This window comes from Ignavibacteriales bacterium, assembly GCA_016709765.1.
GTDB lineage: Bacteria > Bacteroidota > Ignavibacteria > Ignavibacteriales > Ignavibacteriaceae > IGN3.
Map to the genome: position 1 here is coordinate 146,449 of JADJMD010000014.1, position 22,901 is coordinate 169,349.

18 protein-coding genes, 1 tRNA gene and 1 pseudogene are annotated in these 22,901 nt (G+C 32.8%); 9 read left to right on the forward strand and 11 right to left on the reverse strand.

All coding sequences use genetic code 11. The features are described from left to right. Positions 1–21: 21 nt before the first annotated feature. Positions 22–327: a zf-TFIIB domain-containing protein gene (locus IPJ23_16290; protein ID MBK7632230.1), complete on the forward strand. Its 306-nt coding sequence runs from the start codon at positions 22–24 to the stop codon at positions 325–327. A gap of 94 nt (positions 328–421) precedes the next feature. Then, positions 422–1,168, forward strand: coding sequence for a 2,3-diphosphoglycerate-dependent phosphoglycerate mutase (gene gpmA / locus IPJ23_16295; GenBank protein ID MBK7632231.1), 747 nt, complete (start codon positions 422–424; stop codon positions 1,166–1,168). 107 nt (positions 1,169–1,275) lie between these two features. On the opposite strand, the gene IPJ23_16300 is transcribed toward gpmA, so the two are convergent. Continuing rightward, complete coding sequence (locus IPJ23_16300) at positions 1,276–2,241, reverse strand: hypothetical protein (protein MBK7632232.1); 966 nt, start codon at positions 2,239–2,241, stop codon at positions 1,276–1,278. Positions 2,242–2,503: 262 nt separating this feature from the next. On the opposite strand from IPJ23_16300, the gene IPJ23_16305 reads away from it, so the two are divergent. Next, a complete protein-coding gene (locus IPJ23_16305) occupies positions 2,504–2,923 on the forward strand; it encodes a hypothetical protein (GenBank protein ID MBK7632233.1) in 420 nt (139 codons plus the stop codon). 127 nt (positions 2,924–3,050) lie between these two features. Next, complete coding sequence (locus IPJ23_16310; protein ID MBK7632234.1) at positions 3,051–4,094, forward strand: PorV/PorQ family protein; 1,044 nt, start codon at positions 3,051–3,053, stop codon at positions 4,092–4,094. 82 nt (positions 4,095–4,176) lie between these two features. Here IPJ23_16310 and IPJ23_16315 read toward each other — a convergent pair whose 3' ends face one another. From IPJ23_16315 to IPJ23_16325, 3 genes and pseudogenes are all read right to left on the reverse strand, one after another. Then, the gene (locus tag IPJ23_16315) at positions 4,177–4,707 is read right to left on the reverse strand and encodes a TlpA family protein disulfide reductase (protein MBK7632235.1); all 531 of its coding nucleotides are present in this window, start codon (positions 4,705–4,707) and stop codon (positions 4,177–4,179) included. Positions 4,708–4,727: 20 nt separating this feature from the next. Beyond that, the gene (locus IPJ23_16320) at positions 4,728–4,955 is read right to left on the reverse strand and encodes a hypothetical protein (protein MBK7632236.1); all 228 of its coding nucleotides are present in this window, start codon (positions 4,953–4,955) and stop codon (positions 4,728–4,730) included. A gap of 120 nt (positions 4,956–5,075) precedes the next feature. Beyond that, positions 5,076–6,568: pseudogene (locus tag IPJ23_16325) on the reverse strand (glycosidase). A 453-nt stretch (positions 6,569–7,021) separates the two neighbouring features. On the opposite strand from IPJ23_16325, the gene IPJ23_16330 reads away from it, so the two are divergent. The 4 genes from IPJ23_16330 (at position 7,022) to IPJ23_16345 (ending at position 11,034) form a co-directional block, all read left to right on the forward strand. Next, on the forward strand, positions 7,022–8,005 hold the full coding sequence (locus IPJ23_16330; GenBank protein ID MBK7632237.1) for a hypothetical protein: 984 nt from the start codon (positions 7,022–7,024) through the stop codon (positions 8,003–8,005). Between the two features lie 13 nt (positions 8,006–8,018). After that, positions 8,019–8,966 (forward strand): hypothetical protein, encoded by a 948-nt coding sequence (locus tag IPJ23_16335; protein ID MBK7632238.1) that lies wholly within the window; start codon positions 8,019–8,021, stop codon positions 8,964–8,966. Positions 8,967–9,019: 53 nt separating this feature from the next. Continuing rightward, entirely contained in the window at positions 9,020–10,159 is a 1,140-nt protein-coding gene (locus tag IPJ23_16340; protein ID MBK7632239.1) for a hypothetical protein, read from the forward strand. A gap of 107 nt (positions 10,160–10,266) precedes the next feature. Then, positions 10,267–11,034, forward strand: coding sequence for a hypothetical protein (locus tag IPJ23_16345; protein MBK7632240.1), 768 nt, complete (start codon positions 10,267–10,269; stop codon positions 11,032–11,034). Between the two features lie 6 nt (positions 11,035–11,040). Here the strand turns inward: IPJ23_16345 and hisN are convergent, their stop codons facing one another. Continuing rightward, the gene (gene hisN, locus IPJ23_16350; protein ID MBK7632241.1) at positions 11,041–11,802 is read right to left on the reverse strand and encodes a histidinol-phosphatase; all 762 of its coding nucleotides are present in this window, start codon (positions 11,800–11,802) and stop codon (positions 11,041–11,043) included. A 108-nt stretch (positions 11,803–11,910) separates the two neighbouring features. On the opposite strand from hisN, the gene IPJ23_16355 reads away from it, so the two are divergent. After that, a tRNA-Ser gene (locus IPJ23_16355) sits at positions 11,911–11,997 on the forward strand. Positions 11,998–12,139: 142 nt separating this feature from the next. On the opposite strand, the gene IPJ23_16360 is transcribed toward IPJ23_16355, so the two are convergent. The 6 genes from IPJ23_16360 to IPJ23_16385 form a co-directional block, all read right to left on the reverse strand. Then, the gene (locus IPJ23_16360; protein MBK7632242.1) at positions 12,140–15,607 is read right to left on the reverse strand and encodes a hypothetical protein; all 3,468 of its coding nucleotides are present in this window, start codon (positions 15,605–15,607) and stop codon (positions 12,140–12,142) included. Positions 15,608–15,724: 117 nt separating this feature from the next. Beyond that, entirely contained in the window at positions 15,725–16,333 is a 609-nt protein-coding gene (locus tag IPJ23_16365) for a T9SS type A sorting domain-containing protein (protein MBK7632243.1), read from the reverse strand. Positions 16,334–17,169: 836 nt separating this feature from the next. Further along, positions 17,170–18,771, reverse strand: a complete 1,602-nt coding sequence (locus IPJ23_16370; protein MBK7632244.1) for a T9SS type A sorting domain-containing protein — start codon at positions 18,769–18,771, stop codon at positions 17,170–17,172. A 96-nt stretch (positions 18,772–18,867) separates the two neighbouring features. Then, positions 18,868–19,989, reverse strand: a complete 1,122-nt coding sequence (locus tag IPJ23_16375; protein MBK7632245.1) for a glycosyl hydrolase family 17 — start codon at positions 19,987–19,989, stop codon at positions 18,868–18,870. Between the two features lie 37 nt (positions 19,990–20,026). Then, positions 20,027–21,190 carry a hypothetical protein gene (locus tag IPJ23_16380; GenBank protein MBK7632246.1) on the reverse strand — a complete coding sequence of 388 codons (1,164 nt, stop codon included), beginning with the start codon at positions 21,188–21,190 and terminating at the stop codon, positions 20,027–20,029. A 16-nt stretch (positions 21,191–21,206) separates the two neighbouring features. Next, on the reverse strand, positions 21,207–22,895 hold the full coding sequence (locus IPJ23_16385; GenBank protein ID MBK7632247.1) for a glycosyl hydrolase: 1,689 nt from the start codon (positions 22,893–22,895) through the stop codon (positions 21,207–21,209). Positions 22,896–22,901: the final 6 nt, after the last annotated feature.

The window sequence follows — 22,901 nt, forward strand, 5'->3', positions numbered from 1 at the left end:
AATTAAAGAAGGAGATTTAACATGCCTGTTAAACCCAGTGACAAAGAAGAGGAATACTTCACAAAAATAGAGTTAGAACGAAGAAAAAAAATTGAAGTTGAGAAACTAAAAAAAATGGCTGAAGAGGAGAAGAAAAAACTAAAGGAACTTCACTTTATGAGGTGTCCTAAGTGCGGTATGGAACTCGGTGAAGTTGATTACAAAGGAATCCATGTTGATAAATGTTTCCAGTGTGAAGGCATTTGGCTTGATGCAGGTGAACTTGAACTGATTGCAAAACTGGAAAAAGGAACACTGGATAAACTATTTGGTGTTTTCAAAAGATAATTTATTTGTGCTAGGAATATTCATTTCACATATGATCAGCCTTTCATATTTTTATGTGTGAAAAATATATTTATTTAAAAGTATTGGAGATTAAATGTACAAAGTAGTTTTATTACGTCACGGAGAAAGTACCTGGAATAAAGAAAATCGTTTTACTGGCTGGACTGATGTTGATCTTTCTGAAAAAGGATTAGCAGAAGCAAAAAACGCTGGTGAAGTTTTAAAAAATGAAGGCTATAAATTTGATATCGCATACACATCTGTCCTTAAAAGAGCAATCAGAACTTTATGGATAACACTTGATGGATTGGATTTAATGTGGATTCCTGTTATTCGCCATTGGCGATTGAACGAAAGACATTACGGCGCTTTACAGGGATTAAACAAAGCTGAAACCGCTCAGAAGTTTGGTGAGGAACAGGTTAAGATCTGGCGTAGAAGCTACGACACACAGCCACCAGCATTAGAAAAAACCGATGATAGATTTCCTGGTAAAGATCCGCGTTATGCTGATCTTAAGGAAAATGAACTTCCACTTACTGAATGTTTAAAGGATACTGTTGCGCGTTTTGTCCCTTATTGGGAAGGTACAATTGCCCCGATGGTAAAATCGGGTAAACGTGTTTTGATTACAGCACACGGAAATAGTCTAAGAGCGTTAGTTAAATATTTTGATAACATTCCTGAAAATGAAATTGTTGAGTTAAATATTCCCACAGGAATTCCGTTAGTTTACGAGTTGGATGAAAATTTAAAGCCAATAAAACATTATTATCTTGGTGATCAGGATGCAATAGCAAAAGCCGCTGCTGCCGTTGCCAATCAGGGGAAAGTAAAATAAGTAAGCCCCCTAAATCCCCCTAAGCGACAATTTAATTATTATTCTTTTTACGCAAAGAGATGACAACTTTTTGGTTGAAAAAGTTGTCATCTCATTTTTATTTAGAACTACTTACCAACATTCTCACAGGGTATTTTATATTGATCCCCAACTCCATCAAACTTAGTTTTACCAAATTTACCACCAACATAATCCTGCTGAAATGTTACAAGTTTCCAAACAGTGCAACTTCCATCAGCATTTTTAACTGCAATTGTAGCTCTTATATATCGATGAAGTATAACCCCAGTTAATTCATTTCTGCGGATTGTCCAATCAGGATCAATTATAACCAAACGAATGATATCTCCTTTAATTCTATCCTTATAAGTGTTGGAATTTTTTATTACCGAAATCATATCTGCTTCAAGTTTTTTATCAACCATTTCTGCTTTTGGCATAACTGCATCTTTAGTTTTTAGATTATCTGCCACTTTATTTAGTTGCGTTGATAAATTATTATAAGTATCAAATTCACTTCCGCTTATAGTAAATTTCCCTTCTGCAACAGGGCTATAATTAATATTTATTCTAACAATTATTGTGTGATTACCCGTTGAAAGTTTTCCCAAAGCAAGCGAATATTTAACAGGTCCATAAAAATCGCTTCCAAACTTTTCATAATACAAATCCTTATTACCATAAGCTGTAATTGATTCTATGCTTGGTGCTATATCAATCAGTAAATGTTTGTCTGATAATGCGGTGCCTGAAACCTGCAGATTGCTGAACTCCAGTTGCTCTTCAAAAGGCTGTTGATAATCATACAATGGTGGTTTAAGTTCATATAAAAATACTTCAACATTAACTTTTTTAGAATTTTTGTTACTGCTTAAAGCTGTTATGGTGTTTGGTAGAAATGCTACTGAATAAATATTATCACCAGAATTAAATTTTATTAAAAGATTTGCTGGTTTATTTGGATCAATAAGTTTGTTTGAAAAAATTATTTCTCCGGAATTTTGAGGGTATAGATTTGAAGAGATTAGAATAGTGAGAAAGAAAAACAAAACAAACAGAAGTTTGGTCTTCATAGCATTCTCCAGAAATTATTTTTAGCTATTTAGTTATTCGTTACATATTTGGGAAAAATATGTTATTCAAACTTAAAAATAATTTGGAGAATCATAAATTAAATTTATTGAATACATGTTAACTGCTCATAAATAACAACATTAAACACTTGCTAATTATTAGGTGAACTTTTGAATAATGTTTTTCATAAACAAAAAAAATTTGTTTGTAATTACTTAGAAAATACTCTAAGTTTAATCACAGATGAAAAGGAGTTGAACAATGAAAACATTATTTTTCTTTATCGTCATTCCTCTTTTTGTTTACAGTTGTTCCGAAGATCCAAATAATGCAAATACAGGGATTACACTAAAGACAAACAAAACATCATACACAAACAATGAAGCTATTACCTTTACAGTAATTAATTATAATCCCACAACCGCGTATCTTGCAAGCTGCTGTACTTCTGTGGCTTATTATATCGATAAGGATGAAAATGGAAATTGGGTTGAATATTCCAATTTTGGTATGCCTTGCCTCGCACTTTGTCCTGGAATTGATCTATCTGTTAGCTTTATGGAGACGATTGTTGATAGCGTTAGAGTTAATGAGAGCGGTAAATTTCGCATTAGAACATTCTATAATTTGGATGATATTCAATCGAATGAATTACTCAGTAGTGCATTTACAATTCAGTAAGGTTTAGATTAATTTGTAAATATTAGAATATTCAGTTTATTCTAATTAATTTAGCCTTGACTTTATATCTCAAATTCTCAATTTTCTCCATTAAGTTTATATACTTTGCTAACAGGAGTTATAATTTATGTTCAAAAAATCGGCTTTTCTTCTATCAACTCTTATAATACTTAGCACATCATTGCAAGCACAAACCGTAATTGCAAAATATGCCGGTGAGTTTATGGCTCTTGGTGTTGGCGGGCGAGCGCTTGGAATGGGAGGCTCATTTGTTGCCGTTGCTAACGATGTTACATCAGGTTATTACAACCCTGCAGGGCTTGCAAATATCAATTATCCGCAGTTTGCTTTAATGCACTCAGAACAATTTGGCAATTTAGTTAATTACGATTACGGTGCGGTAGCTATTCCATTTCAGGAAGATATGAGTTTTGGATTAAGCGTTATGAGACTTGGTGTGGATGGAATTCCTGATACAAGAGAAGCGTTAGTGAATCCCGAAGGTAATGTGGTTTATGATATTACCGATCCAAGAAACAGAATTAATCCTTCCTTAATTAATGAATTCAGCAATCAGGACTGGGCATTTTATTTAACATTTGCTAAAAGACAAACAGAAGATTTTTATTGGGGAATTAATGCAAAAATTATCAGAAGAGATTTAGCTGAGTATGGCGCAACCGGAATTGGTTTTGATGTTGGCGCTTATTATACACCAATGGAAAATTTATTTCTTGGCGCTAATCTGCAAGATGCCACAACAACCTTAGTGGCTTGGAGCACAGGTAGAAACGAACTTGTATCACCAACTTTAAAAGTTGGCGCGGCGTATAAAGTTGTAGAATTTCTTGGTGGATACATTATGCCAGCTTTAGATTTTGATATTAGATTTGAGAACAGACAATTTGCCTCAAACTTTAATGTTGGTCCCGTTAGTTTTGATATGCACGCCGGAATAGAATACACATTTCAGAATTTAGTTTATGTTAGAGGCGGATATAATGACGTTAAACAATTTACAGTTGGTGCGGGAGTAAAATTACCAAAACTTAATATTGATTATTCTTTTGCAAGATTTAATGAATCAGCAGTAGAAAGACTAGACGATTCTCATAGAATATCAATAACGTTAACTTTAGAAGAACCAAGATTTTTAAGAAGCGGTTCTTAAGTTTTTGTACAACGAGACGGAACAAAAAAATCCTTATTCGCTTTTATGAATAAGGATTTTTTATTTTAAATCAGATTTAAAATTACTTTAACAATTCTTTAATCTTGTTCACATAAGTATCTTTTGGAACAAGCCCAACATGTTTATCAACCACATTTCCTTTTTTATCAATTATAAAAGCTGTGGGTATTCCTTCAATACCACCATATGCTGAAACTACTTTTTCATCACCATAAACAATAGGATAATTTATTCCGTAGCTTTTTACAAAACTAGGAACATCTTTTATTGTTTTTTCACCATCTAACGAAATACCAATTATAATAACATCTTTAGTAAAATCATTTTGAATTGAAACAAGATCAGGGATTCCTTTTCTGCATGGAGGGCACCATGTTGCCCAAAAATCTATTATTACAACTTTACCCTTATAATCAGAAAGCTTTATAGTCTTACCTTCAAATGATTTTAACGAAAAATCAGGTGCTTTATCACCATCAGGATTATTAATACTATTTTCAGAATTAACTGGCTTTCCTTTTGTGTTATTATTTTCAATGCTAAAAGTATTTATACTTAACGTAATTAAAATTATCAAAACTAGTTTTATCATATCTTCAGTTTCCTTTCATTTTAGGATTTATCTTGCAGAGTTATTTTGTATAGGCGTATAATTTGGGGGTACGGACCCTCTTCAGGTTCAGTTCTGGTATTATTAACAATAAAAAATACAATTAAAGTGATTATTGTAATTACAGTCCAAATTGTACTTTTTAACTTTGGGTCCATACCAGGTTTTTTATCAACAACCTGTTTACCGATTTTTCGTTCACGATTTATATTATTGTTTTTTTTTGCCATAACTCAATCTGTTTGATGCCTAATTTATTTATTGGTTTCGCTAACATAAAAATGAAAGGTTAAAATTAAAAGAGATTATAAGGTAGAAATTATTCCGATTTCTATATTGTGATCTAAATTCTACTCGGCTTCGGCTTCACAAAAAGAAAAAATGTGACTGTTGAAAGCTTTAAGTTCAATAAATAATCCTTTTTCAGAAATTTCTTTTACTGATCGTTTATAATTGATGTTATTAATAAGATCTGATAGAATTATTTCGTCAGAATCGGATTTTATTTCAAACTTTAGCCTACACCGCGATGTGGAATTATTATAATTTACAACAACTATTCTCAAATCATTACCTAAACGCCATTCCCATGCAAGTAAATTATCATAAGTATAATCATTTTCAGCCACAGAATGCGGCTCGAGTAGTTTCCAATTTCCATTTCTAAAAACTTCTGCTTTTGTGATTTTAAAAAGATTACGATAAAATTCCTTAATCTTTTCATCTTGCTTTTCTTCAGGTTCTCTACCAAGCTGAACAGGTAATTTTACTTTTTTACCATCGCATTGCCCATCAAAATAAAAAGTAATACCGGAAATCGTACTTGCAACCACGGCAGCAGCAATTGATCTTTCTCTACCAAATTTTACTAACGCACGATCTTCATCGTGATTTTCTAAAAATCTAACTGATTTTTCCTGATAGGTAATTTCAGCTTGTAAATGCTCCTTAATACTATGAATATTACCCGCGATCAGTCTATCCGTTAACCGTTTATCATAAGTAAAATCGAATCCAAGATTTTGCAACTGCCATTCAAGGTCCCAATAAGTTTCTGCTATAAAAATAAAATCATCCTTTTTTTTTTTACTGCGGTGATAGCTTCTTCCCAAAACTCTTTATCGGGTTTTTCAAATCCATACTTTTTAAGTACGCCAATCCACGTGTTATAAAAAATATTATTAAGCGGAAGCATTGCCATATCGCATCTTACACCGTCACATAAATCAGTAAGTTCAATTAAAACAGAAGTAAGATAATTACGTGCTTCTGTGCTGTAAAAGTTTACTTGTGCGGTGTCTTTCCATGGGGGGAACAATGGATCTCTTCCGTGGGCAAGATATTCATTACTGTTATCAGGTGAAGGATAAAATGTGTAAGGATCATTTTTAAAAATATATTCATCCGCAGGAAGAAAAATTTCTTTGTTTGTCCATATCAAAGATGATTTAGCGCTAAAGTGATTACAAATAAAATCAAGTATAAGATTAATCCCAGCATCATTTAATCTTTTCTTAAAAGATAATAAATCTTCTTTATTTCCCAATAAAGGATTTATCTCATACCTATCGATTGAATAGGGTGAGCCAATAACATCCTCTTTCTTCCAATCTTTTAATGCGTCGTTGTATGATGAAATTAGTTCGGGCTCAAAACAGTATTCATCTATTACAGATTTATTATTATCCCAAACACCCATAAGCCAAATCATATCAATACCGAGCTCTTTCCACTTGGTAAATTCATCATCGGGTATAGTTGAGAGTTTACAGTAGTTCCCAAATCGTTTTATCCATACCCGGGCATTTATCTCCAATAATCTTGGATTTTTACTTAGTTTCATTTCCACTTAACTGTTAACAAATTATATTTATCGAAAGATGTACTTTAAAGATAGAAATAAATTAAATATCAAATTATAGATTCAAAAACATATTAAATAATTAGGATTCTTCAGGTAATAATTACGGAATTGTAAAGAATTTTTAACCTATTGTAGAAAATTGGAATACTTTACAAAATATTTAATTTGGATCGAACAAATTATTGTCTGGTAATTCAATATTTTTAGGCTTAAAATTATTATGCGTTATTAAATAGCTCTTTAATTAATTGAAATTGATGCTTTTAAATTGATTAGTTTAATCCGCTAAAAAAGATAATTCGAAACACAAAAAACAATTAAAGGAGTATTGGTATGATAATTGTCTTAAACACAATCCGTTTTGGTTAGTTGAAAATTAATTTTATGCATTTTCTATAAATATAGTTTTATAAAGAAATTTTGAGGAGACTGATGTCAAACACAACTATTAAACAAAAAGACAATACAACAAAAAGTCTTTTAAATCCTGATGTAGCGAACAATGAACTTGAGTTAGAACTTGAGGAATACACAAAATCCGCAATAAGAAATATTAAGTTTACAATAATATTAAAACCCGCTATAATATCATTTCTTGCACTATTTATATCATTTTATTTGGATCTATCAGAAGTGCCAATTTTAGGTAATATTACAATTGATCTTGCAAAATCGCTTTTTCCTTCATGGCAGCCTGCAACTGGTGATATTGTACCGTTTAAATTTTGGTGGCTTCCATTGGTTGCTTATTCTTTTTTTGTGTTGATCTCATTTTTTGCGTACAATAAATTAAAATTAGAAATAATACGTACTCCTGCTTCAGGCACAATTGATAGGATAATTAATTCCTACACAAGTATTATTGATAGTTTAGCAACAGCACTACCACTTATAGGCGCAGCTATACTTTTAATAAGCATTAAACTTGGCGAAGAAATATTTTTGGGATTATCAGTTCCATTTGAAGTAAAAGCTCTGATTGTACTTGCACTTGGAAAATTATTTGAACCAGTGTTAGATCAACTTGGTGTTGAATTTCAAACAGTTGTAAATCATGTTTCTGATATTAGAGACAAATATTTTTCAAGAATTCAGGTTGAAAACTCTAAAAATATTTTAAAACAACTTAATAGCGGCGGTGCTGGAGTTGGCGGAAAAGAATTATCATTAGCGGATGTTGAAAAATTTAAATTGTTAGTTGAGCAATCAGCAAAACTTAGCGAAATAATGAACAAGAATTTTACATCGATAAGTGTACTTGCAGATAAAGTAAATCAGATTGAAGGCGTGAGTTCACAAAAAATTGTTGAACTTAACGGATTAGCAAATGCATTAAATCAGGCTTCACGATCATTAGGTGATGAGAAAACATTAACCGGATTAAAACATTTAGAAGCAATTGTATTAAAGAAATAAAAAAGATTTTAAAATGATTAATAAAAACAGAGACAGTAAATTTGTTATTTACCAGGTGCTCTATATTTTCGTTATAACAGTACTTGCATTAAAAGGTGCAGATCTAGATTTGCGAAGAGTTGCATTAGAAGAGGATACAGTTCAAAAAGAAGTTAGAGACTCTTTGATGGCAGTTTTGGATTCACTTTATGCACTTGGTATAGACTTTTCAATTAAAATTGATCCGAATGTTGTTGTTGAGAACGAACAGATGAGACAACAGTTAGCAGCCCTTAATAAAAGATTAGAAACAATTAAAGATTATGTTCCGCCTCCACCACCCGAAGAAATGAAAGAAGAAATAGTTGAAGAGCAAACAAAATTGCCTTCGCCAATTTCTAACAAACAAACTTACATTCAGCATACTTGGAATATCGCTAGGAATACCGGAACAGTGCCTGTAAGTATTTATGATCCAAAAAATACAAATACACCAATTGCAGTTGTGCCTGCCGGGCAGGAAAAGAAATTCGATCTCACTGATCAAACAGAAGTTATAATAAAATTTGGATCGCAGGAAGAAAGAATAAAAGTTCTTCCAAACAAAGTACCGGAAATTAAAATTGAACGCGTAACTACAAAAATGAATTCAGCAGATATTTATGTTAAAGATTTGCAACGTATAACAGCATTTAAGGTTACTATTGTGGATCAAAGACCGGATCAGCTTAAAGTTACCTATGCAGGTCCAATCTCTGTTTCCGGGCCAACAAAAGATAGTAACGGAAATTTAATCTATAATGTATCATTAAAAATCGCATCGACAGAAAATGCTTTTGATGACTGGTTAGATAAAAATGGCAATCTAAGAGAAGCTGATGGAAGATATAAAGTTAATTTCTTCTTCACAGCTGTTGATGAAAGATCAAAAGACAGAGTTCAAGTTGGTGACTCGTTCTTCTTTACAGAGTTTTCTAATTAATTATTCAGGTATATAGTAAAATGAAAGCATCTAAGCTATTTGTTGTATTCTTAATTATTGTATTCAATCTCGGATTTAATTCTATCTATGCCCAGGAAGAAGAAGAGCAAATAAGATATTATCAAATGGAACCATTGGATGATAGTTTGTTCATAAATATTCAGGAAGTACTTTTTATTGATCCACCTGATCCTAAGGCTGAGATAGTTGTCGATTTGAGAGATGCTAATAACCAAACTATTTCAATAAAAAGTGTTTTGTATCCTTTTCTTGCAGTTCCACCAGAACTAAGAGCTAGAATAATCACATATCCGTTCAAATTAAATTTAGAGGAAGATATTAATTACGGAAGTGTTTTTACAAGAGTGTTTCAAAAGATTAGAATAAGTAAAGTTACGCAGCCTCCAACAAAAATGCAGATATCCCCTACTCTTGGTTATATAAATCCATTCTTTCAATTACAGGGAGGTGAGAGATTGGGATTATCGTTAAAACAAGATGTTGGTTTATCTCTTGGTATCGGAACACCATATTCCGGTGCGCTAGAAACAAATATGATGGAAGTTAATTTCCATATACTTGGGGTAAAGGCTGGAATTTTTAGTCACATCGACGCTATGATTGAGGCAGTAAAAGATCAAAATCATAATAACGTAATTGTGAGTGAAGGTTTTCAAGTTAACTATGTGGTTCCTTTCGGAAATTTTTTTGAATTTGGATATTTCAAAGCCACCTCGAAAATCAGTGATGATCGACGAAACAGATATCTTAACGTTACTGAAGGAACAACAGTTCTAAATCCTGATTCAACTGCAAGATATCAAGCTAGAATTATTGATAACGAGCAATCTTATCTTAATTGGGAATTCCGTTATCCGATATCCGTACTAGGATCTACCAGAGGCAGAGTTTATGTTGCTCAATATCTTGATGAGTGGCACTTTGGATTTGCCTTACGAGAAGCATCACTTGCTGGAAGTACTTTTGATCTTAGTTTTGATGGAATACCTCAAAGTAAATATCGCGAACCTCAGTACAATATCAATCTTTTAGTACAAAAGATAATGGAAGGATGGGGTTTTAGTGCCTTTGCTATTGGTCCATCTGCAAGTTTATCAAGACTAGATAGCGGCAGTTTTGGCTTTACAAAAATATTTGTGAACATTAGATTTAAAATCGGAACTTCGCTTTAATAAAATCAATTATTTGAGCCCCGTATCTGACGGGGCTTTTTATTTTTAAACTTTTTGTCTGCTAATAATCTTCTTAACTTTACTTACAAAATTATTCAAAGACGAAAATGAAAAAACAAACTATTATACTGTGGATAGCTTCTTTTGTAATTGTATTTATGTCAGTTTACATAGCGAACATTCTTGATAAAGAATATCCAATAACATCTACTTTTGGAATTGATGGCAAAAAAGTTTCTTACAGATTTGAGAAAGTGCATTATGGAAAAGATGATTATAATGTAATCATTCGTACTGATGTTACAGAACTTACAGGAAAAGTTTTTTGGGAAAATTATGGTGATAGTTCTTGGCACTCAAAAGAATTAAAAAAATCTAATTTAATTTTATCTGGAAATATTCCAGCTTTGCAACCTGAACATAAACTAAATTATTATATTATACTTTATTACAAGGATAAGACATACACTTTACCACAAAATAAAAACTCAAAATTAACTTTAACCTTTTTTGGAAAGATTCCATCAGTTATAAATGTACTTGAATATTTATTACTTTTTTCAGGTCTGATTTTAGCTATGAGAACGGGGTTGGAGTTTTTTAATGACGGAAAGAATTCAAAAAAGTTTGGTGTGTTAACTGTTGTAGTATTTTTAACTCTTATTGCATTAATAAATCCATTGTACCTTACTTACAAGTTTGGATTTATGAATTCTTCAATACCGCCAATAAGCAGACTATTTATATGGGGTGATATAACCCTATTTACTTTATGGGTAGTGACACTAATAATAATTTTTAGATCTGAGAAATTTAAATCTTTCCCGTTAGTTTCTTCAATCCTAACTTTATTAATTGTTGTGCTTTTTAGATAATAATAATCATTCATTAAGAAGTTTTATAACTTCAGAATGGATTTCTTGATTCGATGCAACGATACTATTTCCAGTAGCAGGATCATTCGCTTGATAATCAGTTATCGTACCTCCTGCCCCGTTGATGATTGGAATTAATGCCATCGAATCCCAAACACTCATAATCGGATCGATCATAATATCAGCAAAACCTGTTGCCAATAAATAGTAGCCGTAACAATCACCCCAGTTTCTATAAAGTTTAACTTTATTAGTTAGTTTGTCAAATGATTTTTGATTTTGATACTTGCCAATATTTAAATGATCAGTTGTTAGTAAAGTTGCTTCAGAAATTTTGGAACAATCTCTAACTCTGGTTTCAATTCCGTTTAATAAACAAATTTTATTATCGCCAATTAAAAATTCATTTAATATTGGATGATTAATAGCGCCGATAATAGGTTTACCATTTTTTAGAAGGGCGATTAAGGTTCCAAAACTAAGTGCGCCGGAAATAAAACTTTTTGTACCGTCGATAGGATCAAGCACCCAAACATATTCAGCATCTGAATTGTAGTTACCAAACTCTTCACCAATAAGGCCATGACTAGGAAATTCTTTTTGGATAAGAGAACGCATTTTTTCTTCCGCAAGTTTATCAGCAATTGTAACAGGAGATTGATCCAATTTGCTTTCAACGCTTATGGAAGTTCTAAAATATTTCCTGATAATAGGAGAACTTTGGTCAACAAGTAACTTAAAGAAAGGGTTGAATTCATTTATATTCATAACAAAACCTAAAATAATATGCTATAAAATAGCCAAAATCAGTTTGTAGAAACAGCAAGTATAATTATATTTGGCACTCAAATTTGTTCTTATAAGTTAAACATTCTCGGAGAGTTGGCAGAGCGGTTGAATGCGGCGGTCTTGAAAACCGTTAAGGATGCAAGTCCTTCCGGGGTTCGAATCCCTGACTCTCCGCATAAAATATTAGCTCAAAATAATTTATTTTGAGCTTTTTTATTCCCCTTCTTTGGGTTTATCAAACATCCTTAAAGTTTACAATATGAAATTAAAAAGTTTTACCGCGGTAATACAATAACTGCAATAAATTGAATTTTAATTATCCTTTTAACTTTTTACTATCAATAAATACCTCTACTCTGCTAATCTTTCCTTCTCTATTGAATATTAATTGACTTATATCTTTACCAAGGTCTAGATTTTTCATTTCAATTTTATCTTCATCCATTTCATAGACAACTAGTTTTTCGGTATCTGAAAGTTTAAATATAAACGGCACCTGGCAATATGTAACGCCAAAGGAATTCTTTTTACATTTTATTTTTTGTTCAATTCCATTTACATCATAATAGCTGAATGTTTCTTCATCCTTAAGTAATTCATCTTTCTTAAGAAGTGATGTATTAAATAATATTTTTCCTGCTTTAATATGAAAACCTAATTCTCTGAATCTGGAAATTATATCTTCTTTAACCTGGCCTGTCATACCAGGCTGCTGAACACCGGCAAATGAAGGTGTATGCGAATATGGATCAGTTGGAAAGGCTCCGTATTCATCAGGCTGTTTACCAGATCCTATACCATCTTTAATATCGTAATAGAATTTTTTTAATTTTTCAAGTTGTTCTTTCTTGGAGGATTTTTTCTCCGCATTAAAATAGACTTCCTGAACTGCCAATAAAAGTTTTGAAACCATGTGCCAATAAATTGAACCTAAGCCTTCGTATTTATAAAATGTATTGGCTCTTCCTGTAAATTCCTTATGATTAAATGTTCTCTCGTATATTTCCAAAACTATTGAACGTTCCTCCTCAGCGTATTTTTTTAGTTTAGGATCACTCAACGATTCAAGCTTCATTTTTAGTTCATCTGAATTGATAATATCATTTTGAAAATGAACCCCTCCGTCTATATCCTTATAAATAATTTCTTTGTTTCCTTCAGATATCAATAAGTTTAACAATTTAGACTTTTTAATTAAATCAATTGCAATTTTATTCTTATCAACAAACAGAGGTAATTTCTTGTTGGGATAAAGTATATAACTGTTTTGATCCTGCCTGTAAAGTCTGCTTTTCTTTAGTGCAGTTAACAGTTCAATGGAATTCTTTGTTGATAAATATCCCGAACTTAGTACCGCTACCTGCCCTTCAAGCATTTCATATAAATTAGTTACTTTTAATTCATTTTTAGAGATATGCAAAATATTGTAGGAATGATAGAATCTATCCTCTCTTCTATTTTCATCAATTGTTAGCTCAATTAGAGAAAGGCATAATTTGCAAAATTCAATAATCTTTTCAGTCGATATTTCTTGCTTCTCGCTGGTAAATCCATTTTTATAAATTTTTGTTCGATATTCGGAACCTACCATACCTAATTGATCAACAATGTTTTTTCTATCACGGTCGCTTATAGTCCCTTTCTTAATCTTATAGGCTTCAAATAATGTTTTGTTAATACCGTTAAAGAATTGTGCAAGTTCATTTGAAAGATAGAATTTATCTTTTGATGTTTCAGTCAATAATTCTTTAATAAAGTTAACATAGTGTCGTATGTAATAGAGTGTAACCATCGAGATGCCATATCCAACCAGCGCATTTTTTGCATCGTTCCACTCTGGTCTTTGCGTATTCATCCAGATGCCACCGCCAGGAATAAAATTAGACATTTTCGTTAAAAGAGTAAGCAGCAGTTTTTCTATCAAATTAACTTGTACTAATGAATGATCTGCCTTCTTAAGAAATTTTGAATCTGAGCCGTAAAGTTTTTCTTCTTTCTTTAGTTGTTTATCTAAAGCGTAGTCAAACACAATAGTATTTCGTGGATCTTTTAGAATTTCTTGGTATTCCTTAATCCGATAAGGGACATTTGCGAAAGTAAAAATATCAGTATCCAATAGCTGCTCTAGAGAATGAGGATTATATTCCTTTGATAGTTCCAGCAACTTTAAAGAATAAATTATTTGATGGTCACCCCAATAGCCTATATTTGCCCAGGGATTATGTGGTTCTTGTTCTTCCCAATCAAATCCATCCCGAAAAACACGATAGGGATTGTAACCATCCGCAGTTGAATCATTCAAGAATTTAGCAATCATGGACTCCAGAAATTTAGGGTATGATAAAGCAAGAGCTTCCCAATTCTGAAATATATCTCTCCAGTTACCCTGATAGTTTAAGATCTTCTCATTATTCTTGTTCTTAATATCGATAGAAAACTGGTTCCATGGTCTGCTGGGATCACCATGCCTTCTGCTAAAGGTTAAAGGCAGATATTCGATAGCTAATCGTGTAAAATGAGAATCACCAATATCACTCACTTTACTCAGTAATTCTGAATTAGAAATCTGATCTTGAAGTGTATCAAAAAATTTACTATGAACATCCAGCACAAAAGGATTTGCATTTTTTACAAATGAAATAAAATCATGTTTTTCAATGATATAAGAATCGTTAAAAATGCCGCCGCGCATAACATTGAATAGAACATTAGAAAAATGTCTTGCAGTAATTAATTTATTTTCAGTAAGCTGTAATCCATCTGATTGAGCAACAATATTAATGAGCCTTACATTGCTTTCTTTGGAATCGTTAATAACCTGTTCGTAAGCATTCTTTTCTTTTTTAGTTTTTATAAGTTCAACCAAACTGCCTGCATTCTGATTCACTTCCGCAGCAAACAACCAGTTAACAGAAGATGCTGGTTTAATCTTAAATCTTGAAATAATTAGAAAAGATCCTCGTATTCCATTAATACTATTTTCCTGATCAACAGGAATATTTTTCCTAAAATTTGAAATTTGTTTTGAACATAATAAATATTTTTCTACATCTATTCCGGCAGACCATGCCGTTGAAGTTTTTAATGATTCCGCTGGTTGTGCTCGATCGGATGGGATTGAACTAAGAGAGAATACACCAATTCCTGCTTCAACAATTAACTCATTCTTTTTGTATCCATCGACTAATGTGCTGAATCCTGATTGAAGTTGTTGTGAAACCCCTGATGGTAAAATATTTTGAATACCGTCTAATATTTCAATTTCTTTTTTACTATTAGCTTCATTAAAAATTTTGGAGGTTTTAATAATTCCATATTTTTCACTGCAAGTCCAGCCATATTGAAACTTAATTTCAAGATCGTGATTAATTTCTTCAAAAATTATTTGTGTGCTTGAAATGTTTTTATAAAGATTTCTGGTAACAGAATAAATGCCGGAGTAGTTTTCAGAAAAAGGTTCCCATAAATAAAGTTTCTTATTTTCCAATATTCTTACGATAGTTTTACTTCCCGTAATTTCATTAATATCGTGAAGTGTATCGTCATTAGTATAAGGGAAAATAGCATTGTCAGAATTCTTTCTGCCGGCTGTAATGCCTCCTTTGCTGGAGATATACATCCAATGATCAGTGGCACTTACTATGCTGATTAAGAAAGGAGACATTTTATCAAAATTTGAGATCTTATAGAATGTCTCATCGTTGATATTAATAAAATCACCTTCGACCGGTGAGTTATTTATTTGAACTTTTTGTGTTCCGATAAAGAGTTGTTTTTTATTCATACTGTTAATATAAACTTCAAAATTGGTTTCTCACTGTTGTTTTTTGGTATGCAATATTAAGAAAAATATATGCTGATGTCTGTTTGTTCAAACATCAGCATAATAAATCTTATCCGGTTATTTCATCAGGATCATTTTTTTCGTAGCGGTAAAATTATCTGTTTTTATTGAATACATATAAACACCGTTACTTAAATTACTTGCATCAAATCTAACTTCATACTTTCCAGCAGATTGACTTTGATTTACGAGCGTAGCAACTTCGTTACCAATAACATCATAAACTTTAAGAGTTACAAAAGAATTTTGTGGAATGCTGTAACTAATCAATGTTGATGGATTGAATGGGTTGGGATAATTCTGTCCCAATTCAAAGTCTGATGGTGTTGCTCCAATTATTTCTTTAACATCTGATATGGTTGTTGAAAAGTAAATATTATCCAGATAGATAGTTCCGTTACCATCAAATTTCAGCTGGAATACATTAGCTAAATCAACAGGTGCAAAATCGCTAAGAGGTATATCTACACTCTCCCAGGTTTCTGTTGTTCCAGGTGGAACTAATACCACTCTTGTTTCAACAGGTCCCGGACTTATCACAGATACGCCCAAATCAGTGGAACTTGAATTCCAGAAATCAATATGTAAGTACTGCATACCAGCAGCGGTTAGATTTTGATTGCTTCCTAATTCAATTCCCTGGTAGTTTAAGTTAATGTATTTCATAGTAGTATCTCCCTGAATTTGCAGAAAAGATACAGCAGTAGCTTGTCCCCAATTAGGGTTAAGGTTGGTCCCTGGTATATCGTTGTATACATCACTGAATACTGATATAACATTGCTTGCAGGGAGGGTTGGTGATGGTGCTGCAACTGTTGGAACGCCCACTAAAATTTCCTGAGAGAATGTAATATTATCAAAATAAATAATATTATCTTGAGTTCTTGCAGCAAAATCAGGGAATATTACAATTTGATCTAATTGACCTTCAGATGGAGGAGGATTAAGATAGCCGGCAAAGTTAAAAGTAAGCTCTTCCCACTGATTAACCAAAGTATTAGCTACTTTAATTTCTCCCTGTGACCAACCATTTGCTGATACTAACTTGATTCCTACATCGCTAATAACGGATTTCCAAACCATTATTTTTATTGTAGAATTGGTCGCATCAAGCACAAATGGCCCAAGATCGGTTGTACCGTGAGCTGATTCACAACCAGCATAGGGTTGACCTGATTGCAAAGCTGTAAATTTAGCGACTGTTGCAGATGTATTAGCTCCGGTCATATCTGGGTTTGGGATAATTTCCACTGCTGGGTTTGTAGCATTTTCAAAAACCGTCCATGTCCAAGTTGCTCCGAACCCGCCTGACTCAAAATCAATCGGGTTATTTTGTCCTGAGACTATTCCGTTCACTGCAACGAAGAATAGCAGAACATATAAATAATTTAGTACTTTTTTCATTTTTTTTCCTTTGAAATTTATTGTTAATATTTTTCTAATTTTGTCGTGTTACCTTAGGATTTTCTCACCTCCTTTACACCACAATTAAATTCTAAAACTTACTTAAGTAAGATCATCTTCTTAATATCTATAAAATTAGTTCCGTCATTTCCGTTAGCTTCAATCCTATAAAAATAAATACCGCTATTGAATCCTGTTGCTCTAAAGTCATATGTATGAACTCCTGCACTAATATACTTATTAATTAGTGTCATAACTTCCTGTCCTAGAACATCAAATATTTTTAGAATAACATTTGCATCTGAAGCAAGTGAAAACATGATTTCTGTATTTGGGTTAAAAGGATTGGGATAGTTTTGATGTAATAAATATATGTCAGGTGTAATTATATCTATTTCAACAAGATCTGAATATTCAAAAGTCCCATCATAGTCGATCTGTTTTAACCTGTAATAATATGTGCCAGGATTAAGGTTAACATCTGAGAACGAATAAATCATTGGTTCTGTAGTTGTACCAGAACCAGCAACAAAACCTATTGACTCGTATTCAGATATAGACTTTCTTTCTATCTGAAAACCACTGTTATTACTCTCGGTGGCTGTTTTCCAAATTAGTTGAACATCATTATTATTTACAGTTGCCGTGAACGATGTTAACTCAACAGGAACTATTCCACTCCAAAAGTAAATATTATCTAAATAAATGGTACCATTACCATCAAATTTAAACTGGAAAACATTAGTAAGATCAACCGGGGCAAAGTTACTCAGGAGTATATCTCTGCTCACCCAGGTTTCTGTTGTACCCGGTGGAACTAATGATACCCTGGCTTCTACAGGTCCCGGACTAATTAGATATACACCTAAATCAGTGGAATTTGCGTTCCAGAAATCAATATGCAAGTAGAGCATACCGGCACTAGTTAGATTCTGACTACTTCCTAATTCGATTCCCTGGTAGTTTAAATTCATATAACGCATTGTAGTATCTCCCTGAATTGTAGGAAAAGAGACTGCTGTAGATTGCCCCCAATTAGGATTGAGATTTGTTCCTGGTATATCCGGATAAACATCACTGAAGACTGATAAAACAGTACTAGCAGGAACTATTGGGGTCGGAGCATGAACTGTTGGTTGGGGAATTACAGTAACCTGTCCATCGGGAACCTGAATATTATCTATATAGATAGTATTATCCTGTGATCTTGCAAGAAAATCAGGGATGATTACAAGTCGATTATATGTGTTTCCTATTACACTTGAAAAGTCGAATGTTATTTCTTCCCATTGATTGAGAACCGTATTTGTACCTATAAGTTCTGTGGGGGTTCCTGTAGCGCCCTCAACTTTAAAGTGAACGGGACTTATTACAGGTTTCCAAACCATAATTTTCACAGTAGAGTTTGTGGCATCAAAAGTAAATTGACCATCGTCATCAGTAAAAAATAATGCCCATGGATTTCCTGCTTGTCTTGCTATGAATTTAGCAACCATAGGCGATGTGTTGATACCACCGCTTACCGGGTTTGCGATGAACTCGAGAGGCGGGTTATCAGCATTTTCTGATACTGTCCAATCCCAATCAGCACCAACCCCAGCTGGTTCAAAATTAATAGTATGCGTAGGCTGTGCAAAAACAACACTGCCAATCACAAGAAAAAACATTAAAGTAAGTAAGCTAGTTAGATCTTTTTTCATTTTTTTCTCCTTGAAATAAATTAATTATTATTATCCATTTTCGATTCTGTCACTGTATTCTATCTTTAAAAAACCAAGTAAACTGTCTCATCGTCATCATTTTTGCATTTGATAGTTCTTAATATAATTTTTAAAAGATTCTTTAGCTGTTCTGTTTTCATAAAAAACTCCCCAGTGTTTTTCAATTTCATGAGGGCCTGATGCTTCTCCACCTCCTTTCCAGGGTTCATCAAAAGCTTCAAATAGAAATGTTGTTACTTTATTTTGATCTATCCATTCTGATATTTTCATAAGAAATTCTTCCTGTGCCGCATAACCAACTTCACCTTTTATCAATGAGCCTTGCTCACCATCACCGGTTTTGGTCGAATCATAATCTGTGGCCCATCCTATCTCACCTAAAACTATAGTCTTATCAGGATGGAATTTTTTAATTTCATTATAGAAAATATTGTTCATCCATTCAATTGAATTAGCAAGTGTTTTTCCATTCCAAAGTGGATAAATGTGGACTACAATAAAATCCACTTCAGAGGCAACGGATTTACTTATTGGTTTATTCCAAAAATTATAATCATCTGCAGTGGTAACCGGCACGCTTGTATTATTTCTAACTGTTCTCAAATAATTAATAAGATGAGATGTTTCCAATCTATGAGCGGACCAATAAACCTGGGTTTCATTCCCGACACTTATTGCTGAAATAATATCAGAATATTGATTACCCAATCTTATTGCATTCATGACCTGCTTAATATTTTCAGGCTTTCGGTTTGGCGATTTTGTTTCATCCTCTAACCAAACTCCCAGCATAACTCTAATGGGTAATCTATTATTTTTAATTACTTTTAATATTCTCTCAGAGTCATCATCAGAACTGTAAACTCTTATCAAATTCCAGTGATTCAGTATTATTTTTAAGTCCTCAAGAATTTCGGATTCACTTGGACCCTTAATACCGGGAGCCTGGCCTTTACGGTAGCAGCCATAGGAGATTGCATTACCAATCCACTTTCCATTTAAGTAAGGATCAAATTTCCTGATTATAAATGGCTCCTGTCTTTTGGTCGTTAAATCTTTTTCGAGATTTAATTTTATTGTTTCCATTGATTCTATTTTATTTTCAACTCGTTTTTTTTCAACATTCTCTACTTCTTTTGATTGACATCCAAACAAGATCAGAGAAATTATAATTATTTGAAGAATTTTAATGTTCATTTTTTATCAGTTATTGAATTTGTAACTGATTATTATATCACCGAAGTAAACTAACAGATACGTATTCAACTCTTATAAATTGATTATTAATTGAGTCTCTGCCTTCGTTAAGAATATATTCTTTACAGTTACCTAAAGAATTTTCTGTCTCATCAAATTCACTTCCAGCCCATTTACCGCAAAGTGTAATATTGAATATCATCTTTAAATTTTTGAATTCACATTTGTTCATTCCGTTGCAGATTTGGCACTGCCATTCATTATGAATTTCATTTTCACAATCAGTATCGGTTTCTAATAATTGAACATAATTTTTCAGATTAGTTTTATTCCAAATCTCAGGATTGGGTTCGCTGCTTAAAGGTCCGCCTTTTAATCTAACATCATCTTGTGGCGGCCAATAGTAAAAACTAATAGTTCCCTTTTCCCATAAGCAGGCAAAGGTTCCTTCAGGAGAACTGACTTGATATGATTTTCCGCTGCAACCGGAATTTGGATCGGTAACAGTTGCATTTCCACAGTTGATGATAATACCGTCATTATTCCATTCAGATTCACACATTTGCGGACAGGTGTGAATAGTATTATGAATTATGTTATTTCCATTGATAGTTTCAATGATATCTATTTCGCCTGAGGCAGGCCAATCAGTGCAATTAACAGGACTCGGAGTATTATAGAATTGCCCCACACCTGAATATTTGCTAAGACTTTCATCTAATAATGGATTAATATTTTTTTTGTAAAGCCATTCATCCTGTCTGCTTCCATTCAACCACCAGGCAGGCCAAACACCATTCGCAGAAGGAAGCTTGCCTTTGAAAACAAATAAGATTTTCTGAACATCATCGTTAAGATTGAAATATGGTTTTGAGGTGAATCGGAAGGAGTCAAAACCTAAAGAATCATCTCTGCTTTTAATAAAACCATAAAGTCCATCATTTTCTGATAGTTTTATTATATCATCATTAACCCATTTCACCCGGTCATAAACTACATCACCTTGTGTAGGATCATTGTGTGGGAATGTTGTAAAGAAATAATTCTCGACTTCCGTGATACTATAGCTTTGTTTCTCAAAATCTAAAGCGAAAAATTTATTTTCATAATTAACTGAGTTATTACTTTGTGCAACACACACTCCAACGACTAAAGTTTGAGTCGTAAGTAAAACTAAAACTATGTTGTTGTAATTTATCATCATCTAAAAATTCTAATCAAAGTTGAATCTGAATTGTCTGAACTGAATTCGGAACCATTTTAATCTTTGCATATTGATCACCAATCTGAATACTAAACTCCAATGGTTCTTTTGTTGTATTTAATAACTGTACGGTGAGCAAATTAGAATCATTAATAGTTGCACAAGTATGCAATGCATCCTCATCTAATCCATCCAGTATTTTTTCAGTCTGCACGGCTTTGTCTCCAGGCCTGATCGTTCTGCTAAACTGTGCAAGTAAATAGTAGATAGGAGTATAATAAATATGTTTACTTTCTGTATCGATCATTATTGGCGCGCCGCAAAAGTTTCCAACGTGATTTGGTCCGCCTCTTTGATCCAGTACAACATTCCAATCGATCCATCCCTTTAACCAGTGATCGATGCTTACAATTATGTTTCTTGCATATCTATGAACTGGAGTATAAATAGGATGATCTTCAGAGTTAACACCCTGCCACAAAGCTGAGTAACCCCAATCGGTTGCATTTTCATTCCACCAGAATGAATCATTATCAAACCACTGTTTTTCTTTAAATCTTTCAGGATCTGTAATACCATTTGGAGCATCTTTTCCTAAGTCATCTATGCAGCCTTCAGTATGTATAATTGCTTTATCCGGAAATTTTGCATTAACTTTTTCAAAAACATCTTCATAAACTTTTTTAGTGCTTTCATACCAATGCACTGCAGAACCATAAATATATTTTGCAGTTTCTTTATCCCCCAGTATGACGTCAGTCCAATGCTCTAAGCCGTCTCTGTTCTGATCATAGATAAGAAGATTTACATTTTTAAATCCGTTATCAACAAGCTTTGGTCCCAAATAATTTTTAATAAATAAATTTTGAGATTCCGGAGTAAAATGCATGCTCTCCCACTGTCCGTTATTTCCGTGAGGCTCATTAACAGGAGTTATTCCCCAGATATCAACACCTTCTTTTTTATATTCTTTCAAATATCTTATAAGATAATCGGCATAAGTTTTTTCATACTGGGGTTTAAGCTTACCACCTGTACCTTGAAAATTATTCTCAGGCGTTCCTTTAATAAAATAATCTTCAATGTCTTTCATCCAGGGCGGAGCCGTCCATGCAGAAGCAACTATTCTGAGTTCACTATCATCTTGTCTGTTTTTAATTTCAATCGCTTCCTTAATCATTGGTAATAAATCATAAGTTGGGTCTTGTATACCAGGATACTTATCAGGATTAAAACCTTCTTTATCGGGTTCAATATTAAAACTTGTTAATTCAGTATCACCTTTTTTATCCAGGTAAGAATATTTTCCTTCAACACAAAAATCGCAGGAACCGATATGAGTTCTGGTAAGAGAAAAATTTGCACCTGTTTCACCAAAAATTTTCTCCATCACTTCTGCTCTGGTCTTTTTATCCAGATGTGCTAAAACAAAAGCAGATGCTTCAGTAAATGATGATCCAATTCCATCTATTTCTTGCTTAATGATTTCAGGATTAATTTTTATTAAGTTCCCTTTCGGTGCCTGTCCTGTTTTAAAAGTAAAATTTTGCTTTTGAGCAATCTTATCTCCAGCCTCTGAGGTAACATAATTTTCTTTACTTTCCAATACTTTTTTGCTCTGATCACAGGAAACTATGATTGCCGCAGCAATAAGAATAATTGGGAAGAAATGTATTGTTTTTATAAGTAATTGTGTTTCCATACTTGT